The organism is Halolamina sp. (assembly GCF_036626355.1).
Taxonomy (GTDB): Archaea; Halobacteriota; Halobacteria; order Halobacteriales; family Haloferacaceae; genus Halolamina.
On record NZ_JAZKRY010000050.1, the window covers coordinates 1 to 22,248 of the forward strand.

Annotated in this window: 15 protein-coding genes and 1 tRNA gene; 11 read left to right on the forward strand and 5 right to left on the reverse strand. The window is 66.6% G+C overall.

Annotated features, from left to right (window positions below):
- Positions 1-480: 480 nt before the first annotated feature.
- A tRNA-Lys gene (locus tag V5A38_RS09265) sits at positions 481-554 on the reverse strand.
- Positions 555-652: 98 nt separating this feature from the next.
- On the opposite strand from V5A38_RS09265, the gene V5A38_RS09270 reads away from it, so the two are divergent.
- The gene (locus V5A38_RS09270; RefSeq protein WP_332325476.1) at positions 653-2,104 is read left to right on the forward strand and encodes a DHH family phosphoesterase; all 1,452 of its coding nucleotides are present in this window, start codon (positions 653-655) and stop codon (positions 2,102-2,104) included.
- Between the two features lie 729 nt (positions 2,105-2,833).
- Here the strand turns inward: V5A38_RS09270 and V5A38_RS09275 are convergent.
- Positions 2,834-3,124 carry a PRC-barrel domain-containing protein gene (locus V5A38_RS09275; RefSeq protein WP_332325477.1) on the reverse strand — a complete coding sequence of 97 codons (291 nt, stop codon included), beginning with the start codon at positions 3,122-3,124 and terminating at the stop codon, positions 2,834-2,836.
- A 138-nt stretch (positions 3,125-3,262) separates the two neighbouring features.
- Here V5A38_RS09275 and V5A38_RS09280 point away from each other — a divergent pair, with 138 nt between their 5' ends.
- Positions 3,263-6,352 carry an FAD-linked oxidase C-terminal domain-containing protein gene (locus V5A38_RS09280; RefSeq protein WP_332325478.1) on the forward strand — a complete coding sequence of 1,030 codons (3,090 nt, stop codon included), beginning with the start codon at positions 3,263-3,265 and terminating at the stop codon, positions 6,350-6,352.
- A gap of 189 nt (positions 6,353-6,541) precedes the next feature.
- On the opposite strand, the gene V5A38_RS09285 is transcribed toward V5A38_RS09280, so the two are convergent.
- Together V5A38_RS09285 and V5A38_RS09290 are read right to left on the reverse strand one after the other, a co-directional pair.
- Positions 6,542-7,621: a pyridoxal phosphate-dependent aminotransferase gene (locus V5A38_RS09285; protein WP_332325490.1), complete on the reverse strand. Its 1,080-nt coding sequence runs from the start codon at positions 7,619-7,621 to the stop codon at positions 6,542-6,544.
- A 61-nt stretch (positions 7,622-7,682) separates the two neighbouring features.
- A complete protein-coding gene (locus tag V5A38_RS09290; RefSeq protein WP_332325479.1) occupies positions 7,683-8,099 on the reverse strand; it encodes a GIY-YIG nuclease family protein in 417 nt (138 codons plus the stop codon).
- Between the two features lie 82 nt (positions 8,100-8,181).
- Here V5A38_RS09290 and V5A38_RS09295 point away from each other — a divergent pair, with 82 nt between their 5' ends.
- From V5A38_RS09295 to V5A38_RS09315, 5 genes are all read left to right on the forward strand, one after another.
- The gene (locus V5A38_RS09295) at positions 8,182-10,521 is read left to right on the forward strand and encodes a DEAD/DEAH box helicase (RefSeq protein WP_332325480.1); all 2,340 of its coding nucleotides are present in this window, start codon (positions 8,182-8,184) and stop codon (positions 10,519-10,521) included.
- 102 nt (positions 10,522-10,623) lie between these two features.
- Positions 10,624-11,334 (forward strand): nucleotide exchange factor GrpE, encoded by a 711-nt coding sequence (locus tag V5A38_RS09300; protein ID WP_332325481.1) that lies wholly within the window; start codon positions 10,624-10,626, stop codon positions 11,332-11,334.
- A gap of 223 nt (positions 11,335-11,557) precedes the next feature.
- The gene (dnaK, locus tag V5A38_RS09305) at positions 11,558-13,492 is read left to right on the forward strand and encodes a molecular chaperone DnaK (protein ID WP_332325482.1); all 1,935 of its coding nucleotides are present in this window, start codon (positions 11,558-11,560) and stop codon (positions 13,490-13,492) included.
- 222 nt (positions 13,493-13,714) lie between these two features.
- Positions 13,715-16,372: a leucine--tRNA ligase gene (gene leuS / locus V5A38_RS09310; protein ID WP_332325483.1), complete on the forward strand. Its 2,658-nt coding sequence runs from the start codon at positions 13,715-13,717 to the stop codon at positions 16,370-16,372.
- Positions 16,373-16,524: 152 nt separating this feature from the next.
- Positions 16,525-17,673 carry an aminoacyl--tRNA ligase-related protein gene (locus V5A38_RS09315; RefSeq protein WP_332325484.1) on the forward strand — a complete coding sequence of 383 codons (1,149 nt, stop codon included), beginning with the start codon at positions 16,525-16,527 and terminating at the stop codon, positions 17,671-17,673.
- A gap of 30 nt (positions 17,674-17,703) precedes the next feature.
- Here V5A38_RS09315 and V5A38_RS09320 read toward each other — a convergent pair whose 3' ends face one another.
- Positions 17,704-18,876: an arginine deiminase family protein gene (locus V5A38_RS09320; RefSeq protein ID WP_332325485.1), complete on the reverse strand. Its 1,173-nt coding sequence runs from the start codon at positions 18,874-18,876 to the stop codon at positions 17,704-17,706.
- A gap of 131 nt (positions 18,877-19,007) precedes the next feature.
- On the opposite strand from V5A38_RS09320, the gene dnaJ reads away from it, so the two are divergent.
- From dnaJ to V5A38_RS09340, 4 genes are all read left to right on the forward strand, one after another.
- Positions 19,008-20,165 (forward strand): molecular chaperone DnaJ, encoded by a 1,158-nt coding sequence (gene dnaJ, locus V5A38_RS09325; RefSeq protein ID WP_332325486.1) that lies wholly within the window; start codon positions 19,008-19,010, stop codon positions 20,163-20,165.
- Positions 20,166-20,250: 85 nt separating this feature from the next.
- Positions 20,251-20,436 (forward strand): hypothetical protein, encoded by a 186-nt coding sequence (locus V5A38_RS09330; protein WP_332325487.1) that lies wholly within the window; start codon positions 20,251-20,253, stop codon positions 20,434-20,436.
- A gap of 60 nt (positions 20,437-20,496) precedes the next feature.
- Positions 20,497-21,201 carry an acetyl-CoA synthetase gene (locus V5A38_RS09335; RefSeq protein ID WP_332325488.1) on the forward strand — a complete coding sequence of 235 codons (705 nt, stop codon included), beginning with the start codon at positions 20,497-20,499 and terminating at the stop codon, positions 21,199-21,201.
- 85 nt (positions 21,202-21,286) lie between these two features.
- A partial coding sequence (locus tag V5A38_RS09340; protein WP_332325489.1) for a hypothetical protein occupies positions 21,287-22,248 on the forward strand: 962 nt, incomplete at its 3' end.

Here is a 22,248-nt window from a genome sequence, read left to right on the forward strand (position 1 = left end):
TCAAGCGGCGCGGTGCCGTGGGATTCCCGCGTCTTCAGGCGCGGGAGGATGTCAATGGTTGCGAATGCGCTCATCAGGGTTTCGTTAACTGCACTATGACCCGGGTCTGTACCGTCGAGACCACCTCGAAGCAGTCGCGACCCTCCATATTGCAGGGGACTTCCGTCATGGACCACTCGAAAACCGTTCCGCTTCACGCTTCAGGCGTAACTGGACACCGTCCTCACACTAGTTGACCGCCCTACGTAGCAGACCAGGCGTCGGTCACGCAACGAACTCCCCGCGAATCACGTGAGAAAGAGAGGGTCTGAGTCCAGTAGAGGGCTGGAAACCCGCTCTACGGGGAGATTGACTCACGACGAATCGTCGCCGAAGGCAACGGGTCGGAAGGGATTTGAACCTCGGTCACTCCGTGATGGGCCGTTCCCTACTTCAAATCCCTTCGTGGCGTTTTCACTGCTCACTTCGGTCGCAGGAAAACGGGCCGGAAGGGATTTGAACCCTCGACCGACGGATTAAGAGTCCGTCGCTCTCCCTAACTGAGCTACCGGCCCTCACAAACACATCCCTGCGGGCCGATAAAGAGGGTTTCCTTTTCCAGCGCGGGCGAACGATGGCTGTTAAGTGTGACGGCGAGCAATCCCAGTTATCTATGAGTACGGGGGTCAGTATCTCTTCGATGTCGTCATACGCCATTCTCGGCTGTGGAAGCGTCGGGCACGCCGTCGCCGAGAGCCTCGACGACGAGGGGAAAGACGTCCTCATCCTCGACAAGGACGAAAATCGCGTGGAGGCGCTGCGGGACCAGGACCTCAACGCCGTTACCCAGGATATCGTCGACCCCTCGGTCGTCGACGTTGTCGCTGACCGCGACGTACTCCTGGTTCTCGCCTCCGATGTGGGAACGAACAAGGCCGCTGTCAAATCGCTCCGTGAGCAGGGGAGCGACCAGTTCCTCGTCGTCCGCGCCTCCGACCCCATCAGCGGCGACGAACTCCGGGAGCTGGGTGCCGACGTGGTCATCAACCCCTCCGAGGTCATCGCCGATTCCGCGCTCCGATCTCTCGAATCCGGGGAGATGGAGTACAAGGCACGCCAGCTCGCCGATATCCTACGCAACGCTGACGGCGACCTCGCGATTCTCACCCACCACAACCCCGACCCCGACTCCATCGCCAGCGCCGTCGCGCTCCGAGCCATCGCCGAGAGCTACGATGTGGACGCCGACATCCTCTACGACGGGGATATTGGCCACCAGGAGAACCGGGCGTTCGTCAACCTGCTGGGCATCGAACTCACCGACCGCAGGGACGCCCCCTCCCTCGACGAATACGGTGCGCTCGCGCTGGTCGACCACATGAAAAGCGGCGAACTCGAGATCGAGGCCGGCATCGACGTCTTCATCGACCACTACGAACCCGATGAGCCACTCGAGGCCGGTTTCGTCGATATCCGGCCGAACGTCTCCGCGACGTCGACCATTCTCACGAAGTACATCCAGGAGTTCGATATCTCGCCCTCCGAGGCCGTCGCGACGGCACTGCTCTACGGTATCCGCGCGGAGACGCTGGACTTCAAGCGAGACACCACGCCGGCGGACCTCACCGCCGCGGCATATCTCTACCCCTTCGCCGATCACGAAACCTTGGAGCAGGTCGAATCCCCCTCGATGTCGCCGGAGACGCTCGACGTGCTCGCCGAGGCGATCCAGAAACGTGAGGTCCAGGGGAGCCATCTCGTCTCCAACGCGGGGTTCATCCGCGACCGCGACGCGCTCACGCAGGCGGCCTCCCATCTGCTGAATCTCGAAGGGATAACCACCACAGCGGTGTTCGGTATCGCCGAGGACACTATCTACCTCTCGGCGCGCTCGAAGGACATCCGCATGAACATCGGGAATGTGCTGCAAGATGCTTTCGGCGATATCGGGGAGGCTGCGGGCCACTCTACGCAGGCCAGTGTCGAGATTCCGCTGGGCGTCTTTGGCGGCATCGAGACGACCGAGGAGAACCGCGACACCCTCCTGTCGCTCTCCGAGGAAGCGGTTCGGCGAAAACTGTTCGCGGCGATGGGCGTCGAGGGCGAGACCACGAACGGGTCGTAGTTTCTCTCGTCCGATATCCCGCGACGTGTCGATGCACACCGTGACCATGCGCCGGAGCTTCACTGGTTCGGGCAGCGCCGCGTCGCCCCCGGTTGTCGTCACGTCGAGCCGGTTCTCGATGGAGAGTGAGCCACGAACCAGGACGCGTGTCCACAGCCGGTCGCCGCGTCGGTACGTCCGGCGCCGCGCAGCGTCCTGGTGGTGCCGAGACACTGAACCGCTTCGATGGCGTCCTTCGCGCACAGCGGGGCCGAACCATTGTCGAGTACCGACTGGGCCGCCTGGGGCTCCACTGCTCGAACGGCGCGGCGGAAACGAAGGCGACGTCCCCTTGCTCGGGGGGCCAGACAGCAGCGCATCGACGCCGGTCCGCACGTCCGCGGCGTCCTACCAGGGACGATTGTGTCCTCGTGGACCGGCGGGTGGAGCGACTCGGTAATCTCTTCAGTCGTGCGGGACGCGGTACGAGACAGCGACGGCGTTGCGATGGCGGGGGCGTCGAGAATGAGTTCCCTCTGGTTCTCGGGCGGGGGACGAGCGTGATCAGGCTTCCGACCGGAACGCCGCCCCGAGCTCCGGTCGAGAACGACCATCCCGCTCGACAGGCGTTCGATCTTCTCATAGTGATTACGGCGAATCGGTGCATCGACGGTGTCGAACGCCGCCGGTTCAGGGGCTCCCCTCACCGACACGGATGGTCACGGCGGGACAGACTCGCAGTAATCACTATCAGGCCAGCGTCTCCTGTGCCTCCTCTGGTCCTTTCAGCCGTTCGATGATGTCGTTGATGAGGATGACGTCGCCCACTGCGCGCACCCAGCGGTAGGGAATCATGACACCCTTGCCCGCTTCGATACTCCCCTGGAACAACTCGGTATTGAGATCGGCGAGTGCCAGCCCGGTCACCTGCTCCTGGCCGAGGTCGAGGCGGACGTCTTCGACTTCGCCGACGAAGACCCCGTTGTTCGAGTAGACCTCGCGGCCGACGAGGGCCGTGATCTCCTGAGAATCGACGTGCATACTCACCCGGAGGAACCCGTGGACAATAATACTTCGCTGTCTGCGGATAGCTGTTCGGACACCGGCTCACCCGTCCGTCAGTCATCTGGGCCTGCCGCAGTGGGTGCGTTTTTGCCCCCGCACGCGCAACAGCGATACATGGCAGCGGACCCGGAGCCCACGGCAGCCGGCGAGTTCGATTACCGGAGCGACGACGTCGCCCGGCCGGGACTGGTGGCGGACCTCGAGGCCCGCGTCGACGGCGAGGTCCGGTTCGATAGCTACTCCCGGCAGCTCTACGCGACCGACGCCTCGGCCTACGAGGTAACCCCAGTTGGCGTCGTTTTCCCGGAATCGACCGCCGACGTCTCTGCTGTGGTCTCCTACTGTGCCAAACGCGGACTCCCGGTGCTCCCTCGCGGCGGCGGCACCAGCCTCGCCGGCCAGACCGTCAACGAAGCGGTCGTACTCGACTTTACCGCCGAGATGGACACGATCGCCGAGGTCGACCCCCAGACAGCCACCGCGACCGCGCAGGTGGGGACCGTCGTCGCCGAACTCAACGCCGCCTGCGAACCCCACGGCCTGAAGTTTGCCCCGGACCCCGCCTGGCGCGACAAATCGGCCCTCGGCGGCGCCATTGGCAACAACTCCACGGGCTCACACTCGCTGAAGTACGGCAAAACAGACGCCTATATCGAATCCTGTGAGGTTGTGCTCGCCGACGGCACCGTGACCGAGTTCGGCGAGCGACGCGTTGGCGACCTGCGCGAACAGGCCGACCCGGACGGCGACGCCGAGGCCCGCGTCGCAGCTGGCGTTATCGATATCCTCGACGGCCACGCCGACGAGGTGCGCGAGCGCTACCCTGAGATGAAGCGCAACGTCTCGGGCTACAACCTGGATATGCTCGTCGAGGAAGCGACCATCGACGGGAAAGTCGACGATAACGCCAGCGTCAACCTCGCACGCCTGCTCGCGGGGAGTGAAGGAACGCTCGCCATCGTCACCGAGGCGACCGTCTCGCTCGAACCCATCCCGGAGACCAAAGCCATCGCGCTGCTGGCGTACGACGACCTGCTGGACGCGATGGCTGACGTGGAAGCGACGCTCGAACACGGCCCGTCGGCGGTCGAGGTGATGGACGACGTTCTGCTCGACCTCGCTCGGGACACGGAGGAGTTCGCAGACGTCGTCGGGATACTCCCCGAGGGGACCGACGCAGTACTGCTCGTTGAGTTCTACGCCGACAGCGACGATGAGGGCCGGCAGACGGTCGCAGACCTGCTCGCGGACCGCCGGCCCGGCAGTGATACCGCTGCTGATCCAACCGATGACGGCCAGGGAAGCGACGTGCCGGTCCGGGCGACGGAGGCAATGGAGGCCCACGACGACTCGACCAGAGAGCGGTTCTGGAAGATGCGGAAGGCGGGGATGCCCATCCTGCTTTCCCGGACCTCCGACGCCAAACACATCTCGTTCATCGAGGACTGTGCGGTGCCCGCCGAACACCTCCCCGAGTACACCCGGCGGTTCCAGGAGGTGCTCGAGGCGAACGACACGTTCGCGTCCTTCTACGCCCATGCGGGGCCCGGAGTGCTCCACGTCCGCCCGCTCATCGACACTAAAACCGATACGGGGGTCGAGCGGGTGGAGGGCATCGCCGACGCCGTCTCCGATATCGTGGTCGACCTCGGTGGCAGCGTCTCCGGCGAGCACGGTGACGGCCGTGCGCGCACCCAGTGGAACCGGAAGCTGTACGGCGATCAGCTCTGGGGCGCGTTCCGCGACCTGAAAACCGCCTTCGACCCCGACTGGCTGCTCAACCCCGGCCAGGTCTGTGGCTACGGCGACGACGAGACGCGCCCGCAGCGGCTCCCCGAACGCGCCGACGCCGTCGATATGACCGAGCATCTGCGGTTCTCCCCCGACTACGAGTTCGAGACCGGCTTCGAGCCGTCGATGCACTGGGAGAACGAAAACGGGTTCCAGGGGATGGCCGAACTCTGTCACGGCTGTGGGGGCTGCCGGGGCGAGCAGGAGACCACCGGCGGCGTGATGTGTCCGACGTACCGCGCCGCGGGCGAGGAGATCCAGTCCACCCGCGGCAGGGCGAACATGCTCAGGCAGGCGATGAGCGGCGAACTCGACGAGGAGGAGGTGCTCTCCGAGGAGTTTGCGACGGAGGTGCTCGACCTCTGTATCGGCTGCAAGGGCTGTGCGAGAGACTGCCCGAGCGAGGTGGATATGGCGAAGCTAAAAACCGAAGTCGACCACGCGCGCCACCAGCGCGAGGGGCTCACCCTCAGAGAGCGGCTGTTCGCCGAAATCGACAGCCTAGCTGCGGTCGGCAGCGCGTTCGCCCCGCTCTCGAACGCTGCCGCGAAGCTCCCCGGCGCGCGCTGGGCGATGGAGAAGACGCTGGGCATCGCCAGCGAGCGCAGCCTCCCGACGTTCCACCGCGAGAGCTTCGCGGATTGGCTGGAAAACCGAGAGCCCCAGGTTTCGGAAACCGATGCCGAGCGAAAAGCACTGCTGCTCCCCGATACGCACACGAACTACAACAACCCCGATGCGGGGACGGCGGCGGTCCGGGTGCTCGAAGCCGCCGGCGTGCACGTCCGGCTTGCCGATGAAGCAGGCTCAAGCGGTCGCCCGCCGCTCTCGAAAGGGCTGGTCGACCGCGCTCGCGAGCGGGCCCGAGCAAACGTCGAGGCGCTCTCCCCCAAAATCGAGGAGGGCTGGGACGTCGTCGTCGTCGAACCTTCCGACGCGGTGATGCTCCAGTCGGATTACCACGACCTGCTGTCGGGCGAGGATGTGGACTCGGTCTCAGCAGCTACCTACGGCGTCTTCGAATATCTCGACACGTTCCGCCTCGACGAGGCGTACGCTACGGACGGCGGAGGCTCGCTCACCTACCACGGCCACTGCCACCAGAAGGCGACGCGGAAGGACCACCACGCTGTCGGCGTCCTCCGCCGCGCCGGCTTCGAGGTCGACCCGCTGGATTCGACCTGCTGCGGGATGGCCGGGAGCTTCGGCTACGAGGCCGAACACCTCTCGATGAGCAAAGCTATCGGTCGCCTTCTCTTCGACCAGGTTGAGGAGTCCGACGGGGAGACGGTCGTCGCGCCCGGCGCCTCCTGTCGAACCCAACTCGGTGACCGCGAAACCGCTGAGGAGGAGCCACCCCACCCGATCGAGACGCTCGCGGCTGCCGTCGACGTGGCCGGTGGGGCCGACTGAGTTCGCGGTGATGTGGCGACTGAGCCGAGCGTTCAAGTAGGAGAACGGGACCAGCCTCCCCATGCGCTGAGAGCTGCCGCGGAGGAGCAGCGGTTGTGCGGCCTCTCCTTCGCGGTGAACGGTTGCCGCCTGTTCGCCAGCCCCGTGGGGGGCGATGTCACGAGCCCGACCGACGAGCCAGGCGCTCCCCTACAGGCCGTCGAGCAGTTCGCCGAACGCCTCGAGCCCCGCCCGAACCTCGTCGGTGTCTCGCCCCGCGGAGAGCCGAATCCCCTCCGGTATACCGAAAAACCGTCCAGGAACGACGAGGATACCTGCGTCCCACGCGGCCTCGGCGAGTTCTGACCCGTCGGCGCGCTCGTGTCGTACGAAGCCGAACGTACAGCCGTCCGGAATACGCCCGGAGAGATCCGCTCGTTTGGCGACGAACGAGGACAGGAGCTCGTTGTTCCGACGGAGATGCTCACGGGATACCGCGACGAGCTCGTCCTTGTGGGCGAAAAAGCGTCGCGCGAGCGCCCGGCTCGGCGCTGCCACCGCGGGGACGTGTGAGCGGACCACTCTCGCGCGCTCGGTGAACGACTCGGGGGCGATGAGCCAGCCGATCTCGAGCCCGCCGAGACCGTGGAACTTCGTGAGCGAGCTCGTGACCACGACGTCCCGGAGCCCGGCAGCGGTGATGCCGCCGAACGCGCCTTCCCCCTCCTCCTCGACGTATGGGCCGTACACCTCGTCGACGAGCAGCCGGCTTCCCGCCTCCTGGGCGGCAGTCGCGACGGCGGCCAGTTCGTCCCGGGAGGTGAGTCTCCCGGAGGGGTTGTGACGGTTCGTCACGGTGACCAGCGCCGTCGAGTCGGTGATGACGCCGGTGACACGGTCGGGGTCCAGTTCGAACCGGTCCTCCGCTGGCCGCCGGAACCGCTGGATATCTCCGCCCAGCCCCGCTGGGGTGTGCACCAGCGGGCCATATCCGGGTTTCTCGACGACGACTTTGTCGCCCTCGGCCAGCGCCAGCGCCGTCGCGACGGCGAGAAAGTTCGCATGTGTCGCGCCGGCCGCTACCACGACCTGGGACTCATCGACGCCGTACTCGGCGGCGATAGAGGCTGCCAGTTCGGGCGGGTCTTCGGGCTGCTCCAGCCCAACCAGTGGCTCCGGAACCACCTCACTCCCGGGACGGTAGGTCCGCAGGTCGCTCGACCCGAGGTTGTAAGTCGCCTCCGCGGGCCGCCCGTGAATCCACTCCAGATACGGCATCGGTTCGAACATGCTCAACTGGTAGATGGGAGCCACCTAAGAGCCACCGCCTTCCACGTCGGCCAGTAGCCGCTCACCGGAACTGTTCGTACAGCTCGCCGACGCAGGCTCTCGCCGTCACGGCGTCGGTAAACCGCGCGAGATGCGACTCGCAGTGACAGTCCGAGGCACCGAACCCCGGAACGGGGTCGTCCCCGAGTTCGCGAGCCACCGCACACTCGGCATCCCGGCCGCCAACGCGCTCGACGGCGACGATAACCGTCTCTGGATGGCCGCCGAGATAGTCGACGTGCCAGTGCTTCACGTCGTGCTCGCCGGCAGCGACTCGTCGATGGCGGTCGATTCGACTGAAGCCGCCGCTCCCGAGCGCGCTGCCGGTGTAGCAGTAACCGCCGGCGGGGAATCGGTGCTCGCCCAGCGCGCCGACCGCGATCGCCGTTGGCTCCGGAAGCGAGAACACCAGCGTGTAAGTGCCCCCCGCAGTAATCATCTAACTGTTGCCCGGCGGCGACAAAACACCGGCGGAGCGCCGGGACCAGAACCGTCATGTCTCACCGCCACCGAACTCGCGCGTGCACGACCCCCTCGACTGGCTGCGGGAGCGCCCCTACTACGAGGATCAGGTGGCCGCCCATCGCCGCGTGCCAGCCCGCGAGCCCACGTTCGCTGAAGTGGAACTCGAGTCGCGCCTCGATTCGGCGCTCGATGAGCAGGGCATCGAGCAGCCGTTCAGCCATCAGGCCGAGGCGATTTCGGCTGTCCGGTCCGGCGAGGACGCGGTGCTCGCGACCGAAACTGCGAGCGGGAAGAGCCTCGCCTACACCGTTCCGGCATTCGAGAACGCGATGGATCACGGCGGTCGGACGCTCTATCTCGGCCCGCAGAACGCACTGATCGCCGACCAGTTGGAGACGCTCTCCGAACTCGCACGCGGCCTTGGCTTTGGCTCCCGGGTTTCGGTCGAGCAGTACACCGGTCGCCTCTCGAAATCCGAGAAGCAGGACGTCCGGGACCGCCGGCCGACGGTACTGCTCTCGAACCCCGATATGGTCCACTATGCCCTGCTTCCTCACGCTCACCGGCTCTGGGAATGGTTCTTCTCCTCGCTGGAACTCGTGGTCATCGACGAGGTCCACAACTACCGCGGCGTGTTCGGCTCCCACGTCTCGCTCCTGCTCCGGCGCCTCAACCGGATCTGTGAACGCTACGGCGCAGACCCAACGTTTGTCTGCTGTTCGGCGACCATCGGAAACCCCATCGAGCACGCGACGACGGTCTGCGGCCGCGACCCGTCGGGATTCAAACTCATCGACGACGACGCTTCCGGTGCCGGGCCGCGGGATTGGGTGCTCTGGAACCCGCCGGAGTACGAGGGCGACCGTGGCAGCGGCCGCCGGCGCTCCAGTCACACCGAGTCGATGCGCCTGTTCGTCGACCTCGTGGAGGACGGCCACCAGACCCTGGTGTTCACCCGGAGTCGCCAGACAGCCGAACGCTACGCGACCCAGTCGTCCACGGAACTCCGGCAGCGCGGTGCAAACGAGTTAGCCGGCAAGGTCCAGGCGTACCAGGGCTCGCTCACCGACGAGCGGCGACGCGACCTGGAGACCCGGCTTCACGATGGCGACCTCCGGGGGGTGTGGAGCACGAACGCACTCGAACTCGGCGTCGACGTCGGAGGGCTCGACGCCGTCATCATCGACGGCTACCCCGGAACGCGGATGTCGACGTTCCAGCAGGCCGGGCGTGCGGGGCGAGGAACCGACTCAGCGCTGATCGTCGTCGTCGCCGGCGAGGACCAGTTGGACCAGTATCTGATGCGCAACCCCGAGGAGTTCTTCACTGGTGAGCCGGAGGAAGCAATCTCCAACCCCGAGAACGAGGAGTTGATGCCCGACCACGTCGCCTCCGCCGCCGCGGAGAACTGGCTCTCCCGCGACGACGACCGCCATTTCGGCGAGCCGTTCCCGGATGTGGTCGGGGAGCTGGCGGAAGCCGGGCTGCTGGAGCGCCGAGAGACTGCCAAGGGCGTGCGCTGGACCCACGACGGCGACGAAAGCCCGCAGCACGCGATGAGCCTACGGACCATCGACGACCGGGAGATCAACCTCCTGGAGAGCCGCTCGGGCGACGTCATCGCCTCGCTCTCCTTCTCGGACGCGCTCCGGGACGCCCACCCCGGCGCTATCTACCACCATCAGGGCCAGACCTACGAGGTGTCGGAACTGGACCTGGACCGTGACGTGGCTCGGCTTCAGCCGACGTGGGCCGACTACCACACCCGGGTACTGACCGAGAAAGACGTCGTCGTCCACGAGGATCTTCAGGAGAAGCCGCTCTCCGCGCGCCCGGACACTGCCGTTCGGTTCGCTGACTTGGAGGTGACCGAACAGATCACCGGCTTCGAGCGGCGTGACGCAGCCACCGGGGAGACGCTCGGGACTGAGTTACTGGCCCTCCCGGAGACGAGCCTCCGAACCAGGGGGCTCTACTGGACAGTCCCGGACGACGTCGCCCAGGAGATGCGCTGCATGGCCGGCGAGGACGGTGACCCGGAGTACGGCTTCAACGGCGGTATCCACGCGGCTGAACACGGCGTCATCTCGCTGTTCCCGCTGCGCCTCCTCTGTGACCGGGCGGACATCGGCGGCGTCTCGACGCCCTATCACAGCCACACCGACCAGTCCACGATATTTATCTACGACGGCTATCCCGGGGGTGTGGGGCTGACCCGTCGGGGCTACGACCGAATCGAGGAGCTGATGTGCCACACCGCCAGGCTCGTCGACGACTGCGACTGCGCCGACGGCTGTCCTGCCTGTGTCCAGTCGCCTCACTGTGGCAACGCGAACGACCCGCTCTCGAAGCCCGAGGCCGTCACCCTGCTGGACGCACTGACCGGCCCGAGGTGAGCAGGACAGTCTGGCCAGTGAGGGTGCTGGCGTCGCGACTGTCTCGACCACTGGCCGGTGTGTTCTGTAACGCTTAAACCCGCAGCACCGCTCCCTACGTATATGACCGACGAGGCCGACGACGACGCTCAAGCGGCCGAGCAGCGAACCCCGGAGTCAGGAGATGGCACTCCGGACTCCGAACCCCGCGAAAACGGGGATGAGTCCGCAGCGTTAACCGAGGAGGCGGACGCTACCTCGGCGGATGAGGCTGCAGAACAGACCGACGCAGAACAGCCCCAGGGGCAGGTCGAGGGGTCAATTATCGAGCGCATCGCCGCCCACGACGAGTCACTCGCCGTGGAGGCTCGAGAGGAGCTCGACGCGAAAGCACAGGAGCTCGACGCGAAAGACGAGACAATCGAGGAGTTAGAAGGGAAGCTCACGCGTAAGCAGGCTGATTTCCAGAACTTCAAGAAGCGACAGCAGCAGAAGCTGGCCGACCAGACCGCCCGCGCGACCGAGAACCTGGTTGAGCGACTGCTACCGGTTCGTGACAATCTCGCCCGGGCGCTCGAACAGGACGCCGACACGGACATTCGCGAGGGCGTCGAGGGAACGCTCCGGGAGCTCGACCGCGTGCTCGAGGACGAGGGAGTCACTGCCATCGAACCCGAACGCGGCGACGAACCCGACCCGGAACGCCACGAAGTGCTGATGCGTGTCGAGAGCGATCAGCCCGAGGGCGCCGTCGAGGAGCTCTACCGCCCCGGCTACGAGATGGCTGACCGCGTCATCCGGACCGCACAGGTCACCGTCAGCGACGGCGAGTAATACTGCCGGACAGAACGGTGTAACTATCGCTCGCCGTGGATCGGCCGTCACCTGGTGTGATGGTTAGCGGCTGGTGAGCAACTCTTCGTTGACTTCTGTCCGGCAGTATAAAAAACCTTCAACCCTCGGCGTCCTCTACTGGAAAGTCGCACGACGGCGTGAGGGTCGTTCGCGGTCGCTAAAGCAACCTTTAACCGATTCAGCCGTTGAGGTATAGTCAAGAATGGCGAGCAACAAGATTCTCGGAATCGACCTCGGGACCACTAACTCCGCGATGGCCGTGATGGAAGGTGGCGACCCCGAGATCATCGTCAACAGCGAGGGCGACCGAACGACCCCTTCCGTGGTCGCGTTCTCGGAAGACGACGAGCGGCTGGTCGGAAAGCCAGCCAAGAACCAGGCGATTCAGAACCCGGAGCGAACAATCGCCTCGATCAAGCGCCACATGGGTGAGGAGGACTTCTCCGTCGAAATCGACGACGAGGCGTACACGCCGGAGCAGCTTTCGGCGATGATCCTCCAGAAACTCAAGCGCGACGCCGAGGATTACCTCGGCGACGAGGTCACGCAGGCGGTGATCACGGTTCCGGCGTACTTCAACGACAAGCAGCGGCAGGCGACCAAGGACGCCGGCGAGATCGCCGGCTTCCAAGTCGACCGCATCGTCAACGAGCCGACCGCAGCCGCGATGGCGTACGGTCTGGACGACGACGCGGACCAGACCGTCCTCGTGTACGACCTCGGGGGCGGGACGTTCGACGTCTCCATCCTCGACCTCGGCGGCGGCGTCTACGAAGTCGTCGCGACCAACGGTGACAACGACCTCGGTGGCGACGACTGGGACGAGGCGCTGATGGACCACATCGCCGACGAGTTCGAGAACCAGCACGGGATCGACCTCCGCGAGGATCGGCAGGCGCTCCAGCGGCTGAAAGACGCCGCCGAGGAGGCCAAAATCGAGCTCTCGAACAAGAAGGAGACGACGGTCAACCTGCCGTTCATCACCGCGACCGATTCGGGTCCGGTCCACCTCGAGCAGTCCATCACCCGAGCGACGTTCGAGTCGCTGACCCAGGACCTCATCGAGCGCACCGTCGAGCCGACCGAGCAGGCACTCGCGGACGCCGGCTACGAGAAAGGCGACATCGACGAGGCCATCCTCGTCGGCGGCTCCACCCGGATGCCGCAGGTTCACGAGAAGGTCGAGGAACTGCTCGGCCACGAGCCGAAGAAGAACGTCAATCCCGACGAGGCTGTCGCGCTGGGCGCGGCCATCCAGGGTGGCGTGCTCTCCGGCGAGGTCGACGACCTCGTGCTGCTCGACGTGACGCCGCTCTCGCTGGGTATCGAGGTGAAAGGTGGCCTGTTCGAGCGACTCATCGAGAAGAACACCACCATCCCGACCGAGGAGTCGAAGATCTTCACGACCGCCGCCGACAACCAGACCCAGGTCCAGGTCCGGGTGTTCCAGGGCGAGCGCGAGATCGCCAACGAGAACGAACTGCTCGGGGAGTTCCAGCTCGCCGGCATCCCGCCCGCGCCCGCCGGCACCCCGCAGATCGAGGTGACGTTCAACATCGACGAGAACGGCATCGTCAACGTCGAGGCCGAGGACCAGGGCTCGGGCAACGCCGAGTCCATCACCATCGAGGGTGGTGTCGGCCTCTCCGACGAGGAGATCGAAGATATGCAGCAGGAGGCCGAAGAGCACGCGGAGGAAGACCAGGAGCGCCGCGAGCGTATCGAGGCCCGCAACGAGGCCGAAGGTGCGATTCAGCGCGCCGAGACCCTCATCGAGGAGAACGAGGAGGAGGTCGACGCCGAAATCATCGAGGACGTCGAGGCGGCCGTCGAGGACGTCGAGGCGGTCCTCGAGGACGAGGACGCCGAGACCGAGGAGATCCAGGACGCCACCGAGGCGCTCAGCGACGCACTCCAGGAGATCGGCAAGCAAATGTACCAGGAGGAGGCTGCAGCGGGCGCCGGCGGCGCAGGTGCCGCGGGGGCTGGTGCAGGTGCAGGTCCGGGCGGCATGGGTGGCGCCGGCCCCGGTGGTATGGGCGGCGACGCCGGTCCCCAGGGCGACGGTGAAGAGTACGTCGACGCCGACTTCGAAGACGTCGACGAGGACGACGAGGACGACGACGAAGGCGCGTAAGCGTCTGACGGCTCGTCGATTCGAGAGACGACCGACGTGAGTCTCTCGGTATCGCTACAAAGCGGGCGGAGCGACCTTTTTCACCGAGACGGCGAGAACGACGACGGACACCCCCGCGTTCCCGATTCACTGCGACGCTCCGTCTCCCGCCTCTCCCGCGAACACGGTCCGATCTCGAGTACATGGAAAGGTAGTTCCGTCACGCCGCTCACCTGTTTGGCGATGGAGGAGATGGGCTACGACCACGCGAGAGTCGAGCGGGAGTCCCGAGAGGCCTGGGCGGCGGCCGACGCCTACCGCACACCCGACGACGTCGAGGACCCGACGTACGTCCTCGGGATGTACCCCTACCCCTCTGGGAAGCTCCACATGGGTCACGTCCGGAACTACAGCATCACCGACGCCTATGCGCGGTACCGGCGGATGCAGGGCGACGACGTCCTTCACCCGATGGGGTGGGACGCGTTCGGCCTCCCCGCCGAGAACGCAGCCAAGGAGCGCGACACCAACCCCCGCGACTGGACGTTCGACTGCATCGACACGATGCGGGACCAGATGGACGCGATGGGGTTCGGCTACGACTGGGAGCGGGAGGTCACCACCTGCACGCCCGAGTACTATCGGTGGAACCAGTGGCTGTTCGGTCGGTTCCACGAGGAGGGGCTGGTGGAGCGCCGCGACGCCGAGGTGAACTGGTGTCCTCACTGCGAGACGGTGCTCGCCGACGAACAGGTCGAGGGAGAGGCCGAACTCTGCTGGCGGTGTGACACGCCTGTCGAGCACCGCGACCTCGAGCAGTGGTTCCTGCAGATCACCGAGTACGCTGACGAGCTCCTCGACGCCATCGACGACCTGGACGGGTGGCCGGACTCCGTCCGGCAGATGCAGCGCAACTGGATCGGGCGACAGCACGGCACCGAACTCGACTTCGCGATCGATGGACACGGCGACGTGCGGGCGTTCACCACCCGCGTCGACACCGTCTTCGGAGCGACGTTCTTCGCCCTTGCGCCCGACCACCCTCTCTCCCGGGACCTGGCCGAGACCGACGAGGACGTGCGAACGTTCATCAAACACGAGGCTGATCCCGATGGGGCCGAGCCCAATGGCGTGGCGACGGGGCTAACCGCGACCAACCCCGTGACGGCCGAGGAGCTGCCGGTGTTCGTCGCCGACTTCGTGCTCGCTGACGTGGGCACCGGGGCGCTGATGGGTGTCCCCGGTCACGACGACCGGGACCACGCCTTCGCCGAGAAGACGGGCGTCGACGTCGTCCCCGTGGTCGCCCCCGAACCCGACGACTGGGACGGCGAGACGGTGCCCGAGCCACCCGACGTGGACGAGTCAGCGTTCACCGACGACGGCGTCCTGGTGAACGCCGGGGAGTACTCCGGTTTGAAGAGCGAGGCGGCCCGCGAGCGGATCACCGCCGAGACGGCCTCGGCAGAGCGGGCGACCCAGTACCAGCTGCGTGACTGGGGGATCTCTCGGCAGCGCTACTGGGGGACCCCCATCCCGGTGGTCCACTGCGAGGACTGTGGCCCCGTGCTCGTCCCCGACGAGGAGCTGCCCGTGGAGCTGCCGGAGTTCATCAACACCACGGGCAACCCTCTCGACGCGGCCGAGGAGTGGAAGACGACGAGCTGTCCCGACTGTGGCGCCGACGCCACACGGGAGACGGACACGATGGACACCTTCGTCGACTCCTCGTGGTACTTCCTGCGGTACGTCTCGCCGGAGCTCGCGGACGCACCCTTCGACCGCGAGCGGGCGAACGACTGGATGCCGGTCGACCAGTACGTCGGCGGTATCGAGCACGCGGTGATGCACCTGCTGTACGCCCGGTTTTTCACCAAGGTGTTGGCCGACCACGAGGGGTTCGCCCACCGCGAGCCGTTCACGAACCTGCTGGCCCAGGGGATGGTCCAGCTCGACGGCGAGAAGATGTCGAAGTCGACGGGCAACGTGGTCTCGCCACAGCGCATCGTCGAGGAGTACGGCGCCGACACCGCCCGGCTGTTCATGCTCCAGGCGGCCCAACCCGAACGCGATTTCGACTGGAGCGAGGAGGGCGTGCGCTCGACGTACGCCTTCCTCACGCGGCTCAAGGAGACCGTGGAATCCTTCACCGCGGATCCCCCCACCGGCGACGACGACCAGGTCGCGAGCTACGTCGCCGACGAAACCGACGCGACCATCGCCGTCGCAACCGAGGAGTACGACGATCTGACGTTCAACGCGGCGCTGCGAGAGACGCAGGGGTTCGCCCGGACGCTGCGCCAGTACGCCGAGTACACCAACCCCCACCGCGAGACGTTCGAGCGTGGGCTCCGGACCATCGTTCGGCTCCTCGCGCCCGTGACGCCCCACCTGGCAGAGGAGCTTTCGACCGAGCTCGGCGACGAGGGGCTGGTCGTCGACGCCGCCTGGTCCGAGGCCAGCGTCGACCGGTCCACGGTCGAGAAACGACGGACGCTGGTCGAGAACACCCGCGAGGATGTCCGCGACATCGTCAGCGTCGCCGGCATCGAGGACCCCTCGGCCATCCACGTGGTCGTCACGTCCGAGTGGAAGTACGACGCCCTCGACGTCGCGCTCGAGTCCGACGCAGAGAACCTCGTGGGCGAGCTCATGTCCCGCGACGCCATCCGCGAGCAGGGTGAAGCCGCCGCCGACTACGGGAAGGACCTCCAGGCCGAGCGGGAGGGGCTCTCGCGGACGCTCCCTCCTGAGACCGAACACGACGCGCTGTCGGCGGCCGCCTGGCTCCTCGAACGGGAGTTCGACGCTACCGTCACGGTCAGCCTGGCCGACGAGGCCGCCGACGACGTAGCACGGACGGCCGAACCGGGCCGCCCGGGCATCGACATCGAGGACTGACGAAGCTGTCTCGAGTCACATATTCGTCGCACGACTACTCACTCGCGAACGGGCGCCCAACGGCATGGGGAGAACTGATACGCCGACGGACCGTTTTTGCTCCGGCCACTGAACCGGGCAACGAGTTCTGCGAGTCCGTTCTGGAGGCGTCGATGCGTCGTAGCGACCTCTTTCTCCCCGCCAGCCGCCAGCGTCGCGGCGAGGGAACCGAGGCGACGGAACTCCTGGTCCGCGCCGGCCTCGTCGGTAAGTTCGACAGCGGGCTCTGGGCGCTCACGCCCACAGGCGAACGCATTCAGGAGAACGTGATCCAGCACATCCAAGCCGAGATGGGCTCCGTCGGTGGCCAGGAGGTGACGCTTCCCGGCCTGCAACACCGCGAACGCTGGGAGGAGAGTGGCCGCTGGCAATCCTTCGGGGGTGAGATGTTCACGCTCGCGGACCGCGGCGGCCGGGAGCTCTGTCTCGCCCCCAGCCACGAGGAGGGAATCGTCCACCTCCTCGACGGGCTGGTGCGTTCCTACGAGGAGCTCCCCCTGACGCTGTATCAGGTTGATTCGAAGTTCCGCGACGACCACCCTCGCGGCGGTCTGCTGCGCTGCAAGGAGTTCACGACGAAGGACGCCTACAGCTTCCACGCCGACGAGGCGTCCTTGCGGGAGGGCTACCGGAAAATCCGGGCAGCCTACGAGCGCCTCCTCGCGGACCTCGACATGAAGTTCGCCGTCGCCGAATCGGCGAACAGCGTGATGGACGGCGAGCGCTCCGAGGAGGTCGTCGCGCCCGTCGCTGGGGGAACCTGTGCCCTCCTGCACTGCGAGGCGGTCGACTGCCGGTTCGGCCTCACTGACGAGTCTGGCCGGCCCCACGAGGTGTGGATGGGAAGCTACGGCCTCGGTGTGGGGGGCATCATCCAGACTCCCGTGATGCAAGGCGGCGCCGAAGGTGGCGTCGACGCCGATTCAGCGGACGCGGCCTGCCACTGGCCCGTCACGGACTGGGGCTGCGTCGCCCCCTACCGCGCCGCGGTCATCCCCATCGGTGACGGTGAGGTCCAGGATGTCGCCGAGGCGATTCACGACGACTTCGGCCGCGACTGCCTGTTGTTCGACAGTGAGCGCCAGTCGGTCGGCGAGCGGTTCGCCGAAAGCGAGCTGCTGGGAATCCCCGCGAAAATCATCGTCGGCAACGGATATCGGGAGACAGGACAGGTCGAAATCGAGACCCGGGACGGCGAGAGCAGAGCGGTTGCCGTCGACGAGGTGGCGTCTGCTGTAGATCGGTTTGGAGCTGGCGGCTGAAAAGAGGAGTCCCTCGCTGGTCCGCCGCGCTCAGCGGCGCTCCAGCGGAACAGTCATACAGTTGATGCCGCCCGCGCCGCGGGTCAGCACCCCCTCCGGAATCCCCTTGCCGTCAGGGAGCACCTCCACGCCGCGTTCCTTCAGGCGCTCGATGGTGGAGTTTCGCTCGGGGCTGTACTCGCCGTCCTCGCCGGCGACGTACATCGGGACGATGACGCCGTCGTCGACGGTGAGGAAGTTCGCTGCCCACCGTTCGTTCGGCCCCATCTCGACGACGTCGTACCCCTGCTCCTGGAGGTAGGCGAGCGTCGAGGTGGAGCGGTCGTACTCGTAGCCAGTGGCTGTCTGTTTGAACACGTCGACCGTCGCGTGCTCCGCGAGCGTCGTGTCGGCCACTGCCAGCCCCTCGGCGGCGATGTTACACCAGCCCAGCAGATGGAGCACGCGCGAGCCGATGCCGTGCTCCTCGCGGTGGCGACGGTCGGCTGCGAGTGGCGCGCGCACGAGCCCCACCTCGTCGAAGCCGACTGCGTCGGCCTCGAGGAACTCTTTGCCCGCCTCGTAGGTAGTCCGGATGACCTCCTCTTCCCCGTCGATCTCCGCCGAGACGCCGAGCAGTGCGAACTCGTCTGCGGGCAGGAACTCCCCGCCCTCCAGAGGGTGAGTCATCTCGTGGACGAACTCGGCGCCCAACTCCTCCCACGCGCGGCGGACGATGGGGAGTTCGTCCTGCCGGATTGGCTCGCCCATCTCACAGAGCACCGGCCCTTTGTCGCCGACGAGGACAGTGTCGCTCTGGAAAATCGTGTTCGAGACGGGCTCCCGGAACTCGATGCTCGTTCTGCCGTTCTCCCGAGTGAGTCGCGCCTGCGAGAGGACGAGTTCGAGCGTCTCCTGGGCGTCGAACGACGCCACGGCGTCTGCGACGTCGAGGTCGTCTGGAACGTCGACGTATTCGGCCACCAGATCCTCGAGCGCCTCCGCGGCGGCCAGATCGTCGGCCAGCAGGTGGACGTCGACGCCGGCCGACGCCAGTGCGTCGGTCAGCCGTTCGTGCTCCTGTTTGGCCTGTTCGGGCGGGACCGGCGCGTCGAAGAGGTTCGTCGTCGGGTCGAGCGCGCCGGTCCAGAGCTCCGCGCCCGGTCGGTGGGCACGGACCGCAGTCAGGCGGTCGAACTCCGCCTGGACGGTGAACGATGGCATGGGACGAAGGCGGGGCCCCGGTGCGAAGAAGCTATCGCCAGCGAACAGACGCTGCTGGCTCGTGACCTGGGGCTACTCGACCACGCAAGCACGCGTTTCAAATACGCCGAGCGATTGTATCCCAATAACGAATGAGTGAGGACTTCTATGACATCCTCGGGGTCTCCCGGGACGCCGACGAGGACGAGATCAGCAAAGCGTTCCGAGAGAAGGCCGCACAGTACCACCCCGACGTGAGCGACAAGGAGAACGCCGAGGAGAAGTTCCGCCAGGCGAAGAAAGCAAAGGAAGTGCTGACCGACGAGGAAAAGCGCCAAGCGTACGACCAGATGGGCCACGAGCGCTTCGAACAGGCCGAGAAGCGCGGCGGCTTCGACGAGGGCGCCGGTGGGATGGGCGGCGGCCCGTTCGGCGGCGCCGGCGGCCGTGGTGCCGGCGGCTTCGAGGACATCTTCAACCAGTTCTTCGGCGGCGGCCGCGGTGGCGGCGGCCGAGGCGGCAACCGACCCCAGCAGGGCCGGGATATTCGCACTGCGATGGAGATCACCCTCGAAGAGGCCTACGAGGGCGTCACCAAGGAGTTCACTATCCAGCGGCCCGAGGAGTGTCCGGACTGCGGCGGCGCTGGACACCCGCCCGACGCCGACGTGGAGACCTGTCCGGAGTGTAATGGGCAGGGACAGGTGACCCAGGTCCAGCAGACGCCGCTCGGTCGGGTCCAGCAGACACAGACCTGCCGCCGCTGTGGCGGCGAGGGCGAACTCTACTCCGAGAGCTGTTCGACCTGCGCGGGCGACGGCATCCTCCAGCAGGAGGCGACCCTCCAGGTCGACGTGCCCGAAGGGATCCGTGACGGCCAGAGTCTCCGGATGGACCGCGAAGGCGCCCCCGGTGAGAACGGCGGGCCGAAAGGCGACCTGCTCATCGAGGTTCAGATCGAGGACCACCCCGAGTTCGAGCGTGATGGCGACGACCTCCACCACCGCCACGCCATCTCCTTCCCGCAGGCTACCTTCGGCGCCACCGTCGAGGTTCCGACTATCGAGGGGACCGTCGAGATGGACGTGCCCGAGGGCACCCAGTCCGGCGAGCGATTCCGCCTCCACGGCAAGGGGATGCCCCGCCTGCGCGGTCGCGGACATGGCGACCTCTACGTCACTGTCCAGATTGTCACCCCCGACGAAATGAACGAGGAGCAGCGCGAAGCCCTCGAGCAGTTCGCGGAGGCGGGCGGCGAGGAGGTCAACGTGGAGAAAGGGTTCTTCGAGAAGCTCCGGAACTCCATCTGAGTAGCCCCCGCGGAGCAGCAGCGCGTCGACCTCGGCTATCCGAACGGCCAAGCCGCTTTTTGCAGATCCGCACTCATCGCCGTCTATGGAGTCTGTCGATGAACTCGCGACCCGGAACCGATACGGTCGAACCGTCGCCCTCCGGACTGACGACGAGGTGTACAGTCAGGCCGACCTTTCCACTACGATCGCCCAGGTGACGAACTTCTTCAGCTATCTGGGCGTTACCGACGGTGAAACGGTCGAGATCGGCCCGGCGCAGGTGCTGTAGCCGGCTTCCTCGCCGCCGAACCGGACCGCCTTTTATGACTGGCTCACTCAGATACTCGTGATGGAGATACTCGCCGACCTCGTCGCGCGCGACCGGCGGAGCGACGCGCCCGCGCTCCACACCCCGGACCGGGCGATGGACTATCGGCGCGTCTGCACCACGACGTGGAAGGCGAGCAACTACCTCCGGCATCTCGGTGTCGGTGGCGACCGCGGCATCGTCGCCATCGCCACCCACTCGCCCCCGCCACTACTCACGTTCTTCGGCGCTGCCCTGCTCGACACGCCCACCCGGTTCGTCGACGATGTAACCGACCTCCCCGCAGCCATCGACACCCTGGACGCCCGGGCGGTGCTGGTCCCGGTGGCACTCGAAGCGGCCGTTGACCCGCCCGCCGGAACCACGCTCGCAGTTCACGGCGGCGAGCCGACCGCCCCCACGACCGAGAACTGGGAGGAGGGCGTCTGGAGTGAAAACCCGGCCTTCGTGCCGTCGACGGCGACGCCCGAATCCGTCGCCCTGGAGACGTCGGAACAATCGGTGAGCCACGGAGAGCTGCTGGACGCGGCGACGACCGTCGCAACGACTCTCGCGCTCGACGCTGGTGAGACGGTCGCGGTCGATTCGTCGCTGGCCGACCCGCGGGCCGTCGCCGCCGTCCTCGCCCCACTTACGGTCGGCGGGTGTGCCGTCCTCGGGAAGAACGGGGACGTGACGACGACAGTCGGCAGGGGTGACCTCGACGGACTGGTACCCGATTGGTGAAGTCGTCAGGCCCGGCCTGACGTTCGATGGCCTCCTCGAACCACCAGATAACACTTATCCCTCGAGACAAAACTGGGCGGACGGAATGCCCTCCACTCGACACTCGATCCGCCTCTCCGTTGCAGTCGCAGCGCTCGTCCTAGTCGGGCTCGTGGCACCCGCACTCGCGAGCCCCGCTCCGGTGTCGGCGTGCCCCCCCTGTCGTGACGGGTTCGTCAGCAGCGCGGCCGATCAGGGGTTGGACACCGGGGTCCGGCACAGCGAGGCGACGGTTCAGGTCCACGAGAACGGCTCCGCGACGTGGACCGTCCGGGTCGTCCCCACCAACGAGACAGTACTGGACCGGCTCCGGTCGGATCGGGAGTTGGCCCGGGCCGCCGCGAGCAACAGCTTCGGCGTCCGGTATGGTGACGGAATCCGACACGAACTGCTCGACGTCGGCGTGTCAGACGGCGCGTTCGTCGTGCGGTATCGGACGTTCGACGTCGTTGAACGGGGCCCGTTCGGGTCGCAGCTCCTGACGTACTTCCGTGACTCGCCGGGCGCGTACATCTACACGGACCTCGGCGCCGACGAACTCACCGTCGTCGCGCCGGAGGGGACGACCGTCGCCCGTGGCTTCGGCGAGGTGTCCGGCGACCGGATGACTGCGACAACGCTGCCCGAGGTGCGGAACGGTCCGTTCGTCGTCTTCGTGCCCGAAGGCACACCCCTCCCAGGGGTGGTGGGCTGGCTCGCCGTCGTCTCGGCGCTTGGGGGCGTCATCCTCCGGAACACGCTCCTGTTCGTCATCGTCCCCGGAAGCGTGCTCGTGGGTGGCCTCGCCGGTATCCGTCGCTTCGTGGGCGCTGAGACGGAGCGCCGGCCAGAGCGCCTTGGCGCCGTCGTCGCCGGCGGCGGCGTTGCGCTGCTCGTCGGCTCTGTGTACGCGGAGGCGAACGCCCTCCCGGAGTTGACGGCGCCACTCCTCGTGGGCCTCCTGGTCGGTGGCACGCTACTCGCACTCGGTGCGGCAGTCGGCAGGCCCGAATCCCGACCACACCTCTC